This is a genomic window from Marmoricola sp. RAF53 (genome assembly GCF_052114005.1).
Lineage (GTDB): Bacteria > Actinomycetota > Actinomycetes > Propionibacteriales > Nocardioidaceae > Marmoricola.
In genome coordinates, this window is sequence record NZ_JBFRDX010000020.1 from 40,802 (window position 1) to 52,181 (window position 11,380).

The following is an 11,380-nucleotide window of genomic DNA, read 5'->3' on the forward strand; positions in this document are numbered from 1 at the left end:
GGCCCGTCTCGGGGGCCTGTCTGGGAACCCCGGACTCAGAGCCCGTTGAACAGGTCCGTCTCCAGCCCCTGCTCGTTGAACGGCGCCGCCTTGGTGCCCTTGGCGATCCGGTAGAACTCGTAGCCCCAGGCCTCGGAGCCGACGTTGTTGGAGAGCGCGAAGAACGGACCGTCGGTGGTGATCTGGGTCCGGTGCGCGGCCAGCGCGGCCATCTTCTGGTCGTTGTAGGCGGTGCCGTCGACGACGCAGCCGAGGTTCTCGTCGGAGGTCACGAACGGCGGCAGGTGACCGTCGGGGTCCATCCCCTCGAACGTGGTCGTGTCGCCGGCGTCGCGCAGCCGGCGCAGGCCCTCGCGCATCCACGACTCCGACATCGCGACCCAGTAGTGCTTGGCGATGTCGTGCGCCTCGCCCAGGTCCGTCCGGTACGACGGCACCGCCGCAAGCGCGGCGGCGTACGTGGCGACGCGGTGGGCCTGGATGTGGTCGGGGTGGCCGTAGTTGCCGAACTGGTCGTACGTGACGAGCACCTGCGGCCGGACCTCGCGGATCACCGCGACCAGGTGGTCGGCGGCCTCGGTCAGGTCGGCGTGCCAGAAGGCGTTCTCGTGGACGTCGTCCGCAGCGACCGCGTGCCCGTCCTCGTGCCACTTCATGCCGGAGTCGCGGTAGGTGCCGAAGCCGCCGAGCCAGCGGTGGTCGGTGACGCCGAGCGCCGCCATCGCCTCGGTCAGCTCGATCTTGCGCTGGTCGGCGAGCGCGTCGTCCTGGTCGTGGGCCAGGTGCTCCAGCTCCGGGACGAGGATCTCGCCCATCTCCCCTGCGGTGCAGGTCACCAGCGTGACGCCGATGCCCTCGGCGACGTACTTGGCCATGGTGGCGCCGTTGTTGATGCTCTCGTCGTCAGGGTGTGCGTGCACGAGCAGGACGTGCCGGTTGTCGGAGGACCCAGTCATGGCCCAAACCCTATGTGGTCCCGCCCTATGCGGTGCCGCCGACCAGCTCCTCGACGAAGGGCTGGTCCGCGGGCAACCAGCCGACCGACCACAGCTCCGCGGGCGCCAGCCAACGGACCGCGTCGTGCTCGCGGTGCCGCGGGACGGGTTCCCCGGCGACGAGCTCGGCGGTGGCGACTCGGAGCTGGAGTCCCGGCCGGATCGGCACGGCCGCGATGAGCCAGCCGGTCACCCGGACCCGGCAGCCGAGCTCCTCGGCGATCTCCCGCTCGGCGGCCGTGGCCGGCCCTTCGCCCTGCTCGACCTTCCCGCCGGGGAACTCCCAGCCCCCGGCCACGTCGGCCGGGTAGGCGCGTCGCGCCGCGAGGTACCGGCCGTCCCGGAGGATCGCGACGCCGACGACGAGCTGCACCGGGTCAGCGTATGTTGCGAGACGTGGCTCCTCCCCTCCCCGGGGTCCACCTGCGCCGGACCGTCGAGAACGGCTTCGAGATCGCCGAGGTGGCCCGCTCCGCGCGCCTGCTCGGCCTGGCGGGGGTTCTCGACGCCCTCGACCGGCAGGCCGAGGAGGTGCGGGTCCCGGGCCTCGCCGTCGACTACGGCTTCACCTGGGACGAGGACGACCGGAACAGCCCGCGTTGGTGGCCGCAGGGGATCACCACCTCCGCCGACGCCGACGGCGGCACCGACCGGGTCCGGGCGGCGAGCGGTCGCGAGCACCGGGTGCTCCTGACCAGCGCCTACTCCAAGACCGTCGACGGCCGGAACCACGGCAGCCGGATCACCGTCGTCGACCTGGACACGCTGCGCTACCGGCACGTGCTGCTGGTGGTGCCCTCGGTGGCCGGCGGGCGGCTGCGGCTCGCGCCGCTGGAGGTGCACGCCGGGGGCATCGTCTGGTGCGGGCCCTACCTGTACGTCGCCGGCACCCGCCGCGGGCTGTTCACCTGCCGGCTCGACGACCTGATCGAGGTCGAGCCGGGCCCGGAGACGTTCGGCTACGCGCACGTCCTGCCCGTGCGCTTCGGGTACGACGCGCTCAGCGCGGACGGCGTCGAGGCGATGCGCTACTCCTTCCTGTCGCTGGACCGCGGCGCCGGCGGGGACGACCCGCACCTGGTCGCCGGTGAGTACGGCCGCGACGGGATGACCCAGCGCCTGGTCCGCTTCCCGCTGGACCCCGAGACCTCCCACCTGCGCGCCGAGGACGACGGCACCTCCCGCCCGATCCACCTCGACGAGCGCGGGGTCGGGCACATGCAGGGCGCGACCGTCGTCGACGGCACCCACTACGTCACCAGCAGCCGGGGTCGTTGGAAGCTCGGCTCGGTCTTCGTCGGCAACCCGGGCAGCTTCACCGAGCGCCGGCAGGCGATCCCGAACGGACCCGAGGACATCGCCTACTGGCCGGCCCAGGACGCCTTCTGGTCGCTGAGCGAGTACCCGGGGAGACGGTACGTCTTCCGGGTGCCGCGGGCGAACCTGCGTTAACCCCGCGGCTGCAATCCTGCCCTGCGGGCGTGGCGTTGATGGCGGCGACCGTCTTCGGTAGCGTCGCTCGCGCGGACCCGCCCCACTACTCGTGGACAAGCGGGTCCTGCTGCTTCTCAAATCTCTTTCACGCCCGCGACGCGGCGCGGTTGGCCGTCGTCGACCGGCTTGAGAATCTGCTTGCCGCCGCGGTTCTTGCTGAGACCAGCGGAATTCCTTGCGCGATCTTGATGCGTGTTCGTAATGAGCGCGGACCGGGAGCCGTCACCTTTTTTCGAAGGGACTTGTCGAGATCAGGTGCTGGCTTGGGAGAGGGCGTCATGAAACTTGCGACTACGGTCACAGCGCTGCTTGTCGGTGGATCGCTCTTAGGTTTGATCAACGGTTGCGGAGCAGACGCCGTACCGGACGGCAACGACACGACGAGCGCGGCCTCCAGCGGCCATCCGAGAACGGCGTACTACGACCAGCTGGCGCTACCCAGCAGCAAGCCCGCCGGGCTGTCAGCGGTCCGAGTTGAGGAGTTCGCCGACCCGGGTACCGATGGCCAACGGGTCCAGCTCGTGTTTGTCGGCGAGGCGGGTTCCAACACCGTCTACGTCTGCTCGAGACCGACGAGCGGTCAAACCATCGGTGCAACCAGGTGTCCTTACCCCGGCAAGACGGTGCTTCGCGTGATCGATTCCGCGGACGTGCAGACGGTCTATGCGCTCGACGTCCAGGACGCGCAGACACGAGCGAAGGGCGGGAGTGCCTCCGCGCGACGCACGATCGCGGCTGCTCTGGGACACGTGGACACAGGAGAAGCGCCGGGCTGGTTCGTCCAGATGGCACGTCAGGAAGCGAGATGAGTCAAGTATGAGTACCGGGCACAGAATGACGGCAGGAGCCGTGGCGGCCGTCGTGGCGTGGGTGACCCTTGTGGCGCCGACCGCAGCACGCGCCGACGACAGCGCCCCTCGTGAGGAGACGTCTGTCGCAGCGGACACGGTCACCCAGGAAGAACTGCAAGCCGCCGCAGACCGTCCGACCGCGGGCGCACGCGAAGCCGAACGCGAGTTCATTCTTGACCAGGCTGCTCAGGGGATTCTCCTCGACAGTGCCGATGTCGACGCGGCACAGGTCGGCGACGGAAAGTACGCATGGAGCAGCAACGTCGAGCCGCGAACGGTCGAGGTCGCGCACAGCGCCGAGGGAAGCGACCAGACAGACACCGAGATCGGCACGATCACAGAGCTCGCGGACGACCTGGCCACGGATGAGTTCCCCGTCATGGGGAGCAGCGCGCTGACCAGCCTCTCAGGGGTTGCCTCCTCGTGGGGAGGATGCATTTCCGCCTCCTACGGCGGCAACCACCTCAGCAGTTGCTGGAGCTTGTATCGCGCGAAGGAGCCCACCTACAACCCCGATCGAGACTTCTACTACTACGGCCGCTACGTCACCGCCACGGGCCACCAGCGCGACGCGGTCGTAGACGAGTACCCGATGCTGATCGACATCCGTTCACGTCCCACCGAAGGGACCTCGGACCGAGTGCTGACGGCACGCGGCTACTACCCGTTCACTGGCGCAAGCAGCTGCGGCTCGACCAGCGTCGGCGTGACGATCGCAGGATTCGGCGCGACGCTGCCGGTCTCGAACTGCAAGAGCACGACGGTGACGCCGAACGGAAAGGCGATCAAGGTCGAGTTTTCTGCAGGAAACTGCCACGACTCCAGAAGCGAAGGCGTGGACCTCGGGATCACCTTCGCTTCCGACGCCCGTAAGGCGCGACCCGCGTACAGCGACTACAACTACGCGCGGTTCTCGAACAACAAGTTCGGCCCGTGCGACACGCAGATCGCCGACGACGATCGCGTGATCTTCACGGACCCAGGCTGGTGAGTACCGAACCATGGTCGAGCCGCCCTGCTCGGAGGGTGGCTCGTCTTGTCGTGGGCGCACTCTTGATCGCGACCCTTGTCGGTTGCTCGACAGCCGCGCGGAGTACCGACGTCAGGGAAAGCAGGAGATCTCCGGCGGCACCGCGCGTAGGAGCCGTGAAGCGAGGCGTTACCTGCGACGACGTCATGAAGGGCAAGCCGTACTGCTCGACCATCCACGTCGGCGATCTCGACGTGCGCTACGCCTACGTCCCAGCGCGCGCTCATCAGCAGTCCTTGATCCTGGTGGACCGCGGAGGACCGGGCGCCAGTCTGTTCGGGCCGACCTGGCCTGCAGATTTGATCACGCAGGTGCGGCGCGTCCATCCGCACGCAGCGATGCTGATGCTTGAGGAACCCTGGGTGACGTCGCGACCCACGTCACGGTGTTCGCATGCATCATCCGCCTGGTACCAGGCGCTACGGCTCGGCCGAGTCCGGCATAGTCCCGCCAAGTCGGTCGTTGAAGCGTGCGGGCTCAACGAACGGACCTCCACGTGGGGTTGGGATCCAGTCGACTACGGCAGGGCGGTCCGAGCGATCGAGGACCGTCTCGGCACCAAGGCAACGGCATTCACCGGCGCCTCGTTCGCCGGTGTTCGCCTGTCCTATCTCCGGCGCTCGTGGCACAAGGTGTCCCTCGTCAGTCCCCTCCCCGCCGCCACTCCCCTGCGGCGCTATCTCGCTGTGCGCCAGTCGGGTCTCAACCGCCTGATCGCACGATGCCCACTCTGTGCGACCGGCGACTCCACCAGGGTGCCGGGCAGATCGGTCCCAGTCACGGGATTCGACAGGACGGCAGCACTGGTGGCCATGGAGTACCGGTCACCCAGCTCGCAGAAGGGAGGCGTTCGCAGGGTCGTTCAAGCGACGGCAGTCCACGACCTCACGTGGATCGGCAGCCTCTCGGATTCAACGCTGGGTCGGATTGGTGCTACTCAGGTCTCCCCGGCCGTGCTCGCGATCTGGTCCGAACAGTGCAAAGCGATGCCGGGGAGTCGAGGCCCGACCCCCGGCGGCTTCTTCGCCGACCTCTACTCGCCGTGTCAGTTCATTGACTCCGTGCCGGCGATCAAGCGCAGGGTCGAAGCGCGCAAACTCTGCCTGGCAATAACCAGATCCGACCAGGTCGTACCACCGGCGCTGAGCCGTCACGGGTTCCGAACGGAGTCGGCTCTTGAACTTCGGACTGTCGCGACTGCACACGGATCTCTCCACGGGCTGGAGCAGTGCTGGTGAGCTGGGAGTGCCTGAGGCCGGTGCGCTCGTGTCTCTGACTCAACCCCGCGGCTGCAGTGCCAGCTGCCGGGACTGCGCGACCAGCCGGCCGGTCGAGTCCCAGACCTCGCAGTCCTCCTCGAAGAGGCCGCCGGCGACGGTGCGGGTCTGGTGCCGGACTGCCGCCCAGCCGGGGGCGGGGCGGGCGCGCACGTGCGCGGTGAGCTCGAGGGTGGGCGCCCAGCCGGGCATGCCGAGGTCGAAGGTCACCGGCGGGAGCGCGTCCACGACGAGCAGCAGGGCGATCGGGTCCAGCGGCCGGTCGTCGGCGAGCTTGAACCAGCCCTGGATGACCCCGCGACGGCTGGGCTTGCCGACAGCCCACATCGCGGTCGCCGGGTCGAGCCGGGTGCCGAACCGGTCGAGCAGCGGGGCGATCTTCTTGATCTCCGCCGGGGCGTCGCTGGAGAGCACGCACTCCTCGAGCGGCGGCAGGTCCGGCGGCGGCAGGGCGAGGCCGAGCGCCGCCGCCTCCAGGTCGCTGCGTTCGTCGTGGGCGCGGTCGAGGTCGCCGTACGTGGCGTGCGAGGCGATCCGCGCGACCGGGACACCGTCGACGTCCTGGTAGAGGGTCGCGGCGACGGTGGAGAACCGGCCGCCGGTGCGCACCACCCGCGTCTCGACGTACGCCGGCCCGGGGACGGACGCGCTCAGGTAGTGCGCGCTCACCGAGAACGGGTCCCGGTGGCCGGTGGCGGCGAGCTCGTTCTGCACGGCCCGGCCGATGATCGCCAGCAGGTAGCCGCCGTTGACCCCGCCGCCGACGACCCAGCCGGGGGCCAGGTCGGCGTCGTAGGTCCCGGTTCCGGCACCGGAACCGGGACCGCGCGCGGTGAGCCGGGTGTCCCGGTCGAACTCGAATGTCATCTGGCTGGGTCCCTCGGGTACGGTCGCGGTTGCTTGTTCCCGACCCTAAGGGGGCCCCTCGTGGCCGTTCGGCGCGTAGGCGTGCACGCCGCTGTCGCCCTGCTCACACTCGGCCTCGTCCTGGGCGTCGCGGGCTGCCGCGGGGACGACGAGCCCGCCTCCTCGGGCACGACCGCGAGCGCCTCGCCGAGCGCGCAGCCGACCCCCCCGGTCCCCACCCAGACCGCGCTCCAGCAGCCGCAGGCCGGGACCACGATCGAGCCGACCGCCACCCTGTCGGCCGTCCCCGGCGCGAGCGAGATGGCCGCCCCGAAGGAAGCCCCGCGGACGATCCAGGGGTTCCCCGTGCCCGAGGGCGCGAAGGTGAAGGACCCGGGCGCGATCGACGAGACCTGGCAGTTCGACATCCGCACGACCGAGCCGGACGACGTGATCGCTTTCTACAAGCGCGTGCTGCCGCAGATGGGGTTCAAGGTGCGCACCGACGTCACCTACACGCTCGGCGACGAGCAGGTGCACTGGGACCTCGTGTTCGACGGCAAGGTCTCGGGCTCGATGGCGCGCGACCCCGACAACGGCGTGGTCTTCGTCGTGGTCAACCCGCCCGGCCAGAAGGCGCTCGCCGGCGAGTAGTCAGGCCTGCGGCTCGATCACCGTGCACCGGGTGCGCGTGTAGATCGTCGGCATGCACTGGTTGCAGTGGATGCAGATGCCGCGTGCGTCGCTGTCGGCGGCCATCCGGTTCGGCAGGTCCGGCTCGCGCAGGAGCGCCCGCGCCATCGCGACGAACTCGAAGCCTTCGGCCATCGCCCGGTCGACGGTGGCGCGCTCGTTGATGCCGCCGAGCATGATCAGCGGCATCGAGACGGCCTCGCGGAAGGCGAGCGCCTTCTCGCGCAGGAACGCTTCCTCGAACGGGTAGGACTTGAAGAACTTCTTGCCGACCGGGGTCCTCATGCCGAGCCGGACGGCGGCGGGCATGTTCGCCGCGAACTCCTGGAGCGGGACGCCGCCGCGGAACAGGTACATCGGGTTCAGCAGGGACGAGCCGGCGCTCAGCTCGAGCGCGTCGAGGTGGCCGTCGCTCTCCAGCAGCTGCGCGAACTCGACGCTCTCCGGCATCGAGAAGCCGACCGGCGAGCCCTCGGTCATCCCGATCTTGGCGATCACGGCGGCGCTGTCACCGACCTCCTCGCGGACCGCCCGGGCGACCTGGCGGGCGAACCGGGCGCGGTTCTCCAGCGACCCGTTCCACGAGTCCTTGCGCCGGTTCTGGCCGGGCGCCAGGAACGAGCTGAGCAGGTAGCCGTGCGCCATGTGGATCTCGAGGACGTCGAAACCGGCGTCCACCATGATCCGCGCGGTGCGGACGTAGTCCTTCGTGATCCGGGCGATGTCGGCCTCGGTGGCCGAGCGGATCATCTGCATGCTGAGCGGGGACGGCATCCGGGACGCGGCGAGCGCGTGCACGCCGTTGGACCGCCCGTTGGCGACCGGGCCGGCGTGACCGAGCTGGCCGCCGATCTTCGCGCCGGTCTCGTGGATCTTCTCGGCCATCCGCGCCAGACCCGCGGCCGAGCGGTCGTCGACGACGATGACCTCCCGGTGCGTCCGGCCTTCGGGCGCGACGGCCAGGTACGCCACCGTGGTCAGCCCGACCCCACCCCGCGCCGGGGCGAGGTGGTAGTCGATGAGCTCGTCGGTGACCAGGCCCTCCGGCGTACGCCCCTCGAAGGTCGCCGCCTTCACGATCCGGTTCCTCAAGCGCACCGGACCGAGGTCGGCGGGCGCGAACGCGTCGTTCACCATGGGACGAGGATACCCCGAACGAGACGGTCCGTCTCGCTTAAGCGTGCCCGTATCAGCACGTGTCCGCCGCACACGCGCGTCACCGGCTGCCCTACGCTTCTGATCGTGACCGCCACACCCCAGCCCGCAGCCGAGAACCGCCCGCGCCGGCGCAGCGAGCGCGCCCGGGTCGCGATCCTGGAGGCCACCAACGAGCTGCTCCACGAAGGCGGGCTCGACCAGTTCAGCATCGAGGCCGTCGCGGCGCGTGCCGGTGTCGGCAAGCAGACCATCTACCGCTGGTGGCCGACCCGCGCGACCCTCGTCGCCGACGCGCTGCTCGACCGCGACGACCTGGACCCGGTCCCTCCCAAGGACACCGGTGACGTCGTGAAGGACCTCGGGAAGTGGGCTGGCGACCTCGCCGCCTCGATCGGCTCCCCCCGCGGCGGCGCGACCCTGCGGATGCTCACCGCCGCCGCCACCGAGTACCCCGAGACCTCGCGCCGGCTCTACGAGAAGTTCAGCGGGCCGCTGCAGGACTACGCGAACGCCCGCCTGGCCGCCGCGCCCGAGATCAAGGCGACGCCGGCTCAGCGCCGCAACGCCGTGGACGCGATCATCGGCGGCATGGTGTTCCAGGTGCTCTCGCACCAGAAGCTCACCCGCGCCGGCGCGAACCAGATGGCACAGATGGTGCTGCGCGGCCTGGCCAGCGGCTGACGGATCAGGCTGGGCCGGCGACCTCTACCCGGTCGCGGTGACGGTGATACCGCCTTCGACGCGGTCCTCGCCGTGCCGCCACAGGTGCTTGGCGGATCGCGAGTAGTCCACGGTGATCGCACTCAGGTGCGACTTGCCGACCTGAGTCGCGGCGAGGGTCGCGACCAGGTACTCCCGGGTGCCGATCTCCATCGTGGTGCCCTCCGTCACCGGCGTGACCTTGGTGCAGTCCTCGCTCAGGTCGTCCGCGTCGGCGTGCACCACACCGATGACCGTGTTCGGCGTGCGGGCAGTACAGACCGACAAGGTCACCTTCAACCGCGCGCCGTCCCTCGTGAACTGGGGCTCGAAGCCGTGGAACGTGATCGTCTCCCGGCTCTTGCTCTCGTCCCACGGATCCCCGGCGACGCCGACGGTGTGCACGGCTTCAGCAAGTGGCTTCGGAGCTGCCGACCCGCTGCCGAGACCCAGAGGTTCTTCCGACAGCAGCGTGGGGTGGGTCCACCACCAGCCGGCCCAGCCGAGCGCAGCCAGCAGGGCGACGGCAGCCGTTCCGATCGAGATCCGCCTGTTCACGGGGAAGATCAGACCACGGACACCTGACCTGGTGGGCAGCGGGCTTGGGTGCGGCGAGGGCCTCGAGGTGGCGGGTGACCGCGGTGACGGCCGTCTGGTGACTCACGCCGTCTCGACAGCTCGACGACCAGGAACGAGGCCGGCTACCGAACTCGTGTCAGGCCGGGCCGGCGTCGGAGGCGACGACGCTCTCGAACTCTCCCGACCACCTCGGGATGATGAAGATGCCCTCGGCCTCGATCGCGGTGCCGAGGCCGCCGGCGATGCTGGCCTCGACGAACACTTTGCGCCCTTCCTCACCGCTGACCCGGGCGTCGAGACGGATCGGGCCGAGCGGGAGCGGGTTCCGGTAGCGCAGGGTCAGCGTTCCGGTGAGCGTCACCCGGGTCATCTGGCTCGCGGTGACCCCCATGAGGTGGTCGAGCAGCAGCGCGCTGACTCCGCCGTGCGCGCACCCCGGCGGCCCCTCGTACGCCGCCCCGAGGTCGAGCTCGGCCCAGGTGGTCCCGTCCGGCTCGTGCATCACGGTCATCGGCGGAGCGGCGCCGTTGCGCAGCCCGACCGCGGCGTTGCCCCAGTTCCAGGCCTTGCCGGTGGCGTTGTAGTTCACACCGGAGGGCCCGTCGATCTGGTCCTCCCGCAGCCGCGCGGTGAGCTCCTCGACCGTCCGGAGCGCGTCCGCGACGACCTCCGGCCCGGCGTTGCTGCGGATGGTCGCGTCCACCAGGCCGCGGACCGCCTGCGCCAGCGGGCCGTAGCTGGCCTCGATCGCCTCGACCTCCGCGTCCGTCACGTCCACGAGCCGGAACGCGGTCACATCGCTCACTGCAGGTCCTCCCCCGTCGTAGCGAGACGATGCGTCTCGCGGATGCGAGGATACCGGGTCAGGTCGCCCACCGGTGCAAAGATCGCAATTGCGGAGGCTCGCACGGTGGAATTAGTCTCAGCTACGGACAAACAGTCGCGACTCGTTCTCAGATGCGGTGCAATAGGCCTGTGACCCTCTCCCGCCGCGCCCGTAGCTTGGCCGTCCCGATCGCGCTGATCGCCGCCACCGCCCTCGCCGGCTGCGGCTCCGACGACACCAGCGACTCCTCGGCAAAGGAGACGCCCCTCACCGTCTACGCCGCCGCCTCGCTGACCGGCACGTTCACCGAGCTCGGCAAGCAGTTCGAGAAGGACCACCCGGGCGTGACGGTGGCGTTCAGCTTCGGTGGTTCCTCCGACCTGGTCGCGCAGATCCAGCAGGGCGCCCCGGCCGACGTGTTCGCCTCCGCGGACACCAAGAACATGGACAAGCTCACCGCGGCCGGCCTGGCGGGAGAGGAACCGCGGAACTTCGCCTCCAACACGCTGGAGATCGTCACCCCGCCGGACGACCCGGCGAAGATCGCGACGTTCGCCGACCTCGCGAAGCTCGGCGTCGACCTCGTCGTCTGCGCACCCGAGGTCCCGTGCGGCAGCGCTGCCCAGACCGTCGCGAAGTCCGCCGGCGTCACCCTCAAGCCGGTCAGCGAGGAGCAGTCGGTCAAGGACGTGCTCGCCAAGGTCACGTCCGGGGAGGCCGACGCCGGCCTGGTCTACGTCACCGACGTGAAGGCCGCCGGCGACGCGGTCCGCGGCGTCCCCTTCGCCGAGTCCTCGAGTGCGGTGAACGTCTATCCGATCACCACGATCGACGAGACGAAGAACGACGACCTCGCCGAGAGTTTCGTCGAGCTCGTGCTGAGCGACCAGGGCCAGGCCGTGCTCGCGGCCGCCGGCTTCGCGAAGCCGTGA

At 69.9% G+C, this 11,380-nt stretch carries 12 protein-coding genes; 6 read left to right on the forward strand and 6 right to left on the reverse strand.

Annotated elements, in window-relative coordinates:
- Positions 1-35 precede the first annotated feature (35 nt).
- Both mshB and AB4Y76_RS16385 read right to left on the reverse strand, forming a co-directional pair.
- Complete coding sequence (gene mshB, locus AB4Y76_RS16380; RefSeq protein WP_441927161.1) at positions 36-956, reverse strand: N-acetyl-1-D-myo-inositol-2-amino-2-deoxy-alpha-D-glucopyranoside deacetylase; 921 nt, start codon at positions 954-956, stop codon at positions 36-38.
- A 25-nt stretch (positions 957-981) separates the two neighbouring features.
- Positions 982-1,368 (reverse strand): (deoxy)nucleoside triphosphate pyrophosphohydrolase, encoded by a 387-nt coding sequence (locus AB4Y76_RS16385; RefSeq protein WP_441927163.1) that lies wholly within the window; start codon positions 1,366-1,368, stop codon positions 982-984.
- Positions 1,369-1,391: 23 nt separating this feature from the next.
- On the opposite strand from AB4Y76_RS16385, the gene AB4Y76_RS16390 reads away from it, so the two are divergent.
- The 3 genes from AB4Y76_RS16390 (at position 1,392) to AB4Y76_RS16400 (ending at position 4,331) form a co-directional block, all read left to right on the forward strand.
- Positions 1,392-2,447: a hypothetical protein gene (locus AB4Y76_RS16390; protein ID WP_441927165.1), complete on the forward strand. Its 1,056-nt coding sequence runs from the start codon at positions 1,392-1,394 to the stop codon at positions 2,445-2,447.
- A gap of 149 nt (positions 2,448-2,596) precedes the next feature.
- Positions 2,597-3,298, forward strand: coding sequence for a hypothetical protein (locus tag AB4Y76_RS16395; protein WP_441927167.1), 702 nt, complete (start codon positions 2,597-2,599; stop codon positions 3,296-3,298).
- A 7-nt stretch (positions 3,299-3,305) separates the two neighbouring features.
- The gene (locus tag AB4Y76_RS16400) at positions 3,306-4,331 is read left to right on the forward strand and encodes a hypothetical protein (RefSeq protein WP_441927169.1); all 1,026 of its coding nucleotides are present in this window, start codon (positions 3,306-3,308) and stop codon (positions 4,329-4,331) included.
- 1,316 nt (positions 4,332-5,647) lie between these two features.
- On the opposite strand, the gene AB4Y76_RS16405 is transcribed toward AB4Y76_RS16400, so the two are convergent.
- Complete coding sequence (locus AB4Y76_RS16405) at positions 5,648-6,514, reverse strand: thioesterase family protein (protein ID WP_441927171.1); 867 nt, start codon at positions 6,512-6,514, stop codon at positions 5,648-5,650.
- Between the two features lie 60 nt (positions 6,515-6,574).
- Here AB4Y76_RS16405 and AB4Y76_RS16410 point away from each other — a divergent pair, with 60 nt between their 5' ends.
- A complete protein-coding gene (locus AB4Y76_RS16410) occupies positions 6,575-7,147 on the forward strand; it encodes a hypothetical protein (RefSeq protein ID WP_441927173.1) in 573 nt (190 codons plus the stop codon).
- Here the strand turns inward: AB4Y76_RS16410 and AB4Y76_RS16415 are convergent, their stop codons facing one another.
- Entirely contained in the window at positions 7,148-8,323 is a 1,176-nt protein-coding gene (locus AB4Y76_RS16415) for an oxidoreductase (protein WP_441927175.1), read from the reverse strand.
- 105 nt (positions 8,324-8,428) lie between these two features.
- Here AB4Y76_RS16415 and AB4Y76_RS16420 point away from each other — a divergent pair, with 105 nt between their 5' ends.
- Positions 8,429-9,025 carry a TetR/AcrR family transcriptional regulator gene (locus AB4Y76_RS16420; RefSeq protein ID WP_441927177.1) on the forward strand — a complete coding sequence of 199 codons (597 nt, stop codon included), beginning with the start codon at positions 8,429-8,431 and terminating at the stop codon, positions 9,023-9,025.
- Positions 9,026-9,049: 24 nt separating this feature from the next.
- On the opposite strand, the gene AB4Y76_RS16425 is transcribed toward AB4Y76_RS16420, so the two are convergent.
- On the reverse strand, positions 9,050-9,601 hold the full coding sequence (locus AB4Y76_RS16425; protein ID WP_441927179.1) for a hypothetical protein: 552 nt from the start codon (positions 9,599-9,601) through the stop codon (positions 9,050-9,052).
- A gap of 157 nt (positions 9,602-9,758) precedes the next feature.
- The gene (locus AB4Y76_RS16430) at positions 9,759-10,427 is read right to left on the reverse strand and encodes a PaaI family thioesterase (RefSeq protein WP_441927181.1); all 669 of its coding nucleotides are present in this window, start codon (positions 10,425-10,427) and stop codon (positions 9,759-9,761) included.
- Positions 10,428-10,597: 170 nt separating this feature from the next.
- Between AB4Y76_RS16430 and modA the strand changes: the two genes are divergently transcribed.
- Positions 10,598-11,380 carry a molybdate ABC transporter substrate-binding protein gene (gene modA, locus AB4Y76_RS16435; protein WP_441927183.1) on the forward strand — a complete coding sequence of 261 codons (783 nt, stop codon included), beginning with the start codon at positions 10,598-10,600 and terminating at the stop codon, positions 11,378-11,380.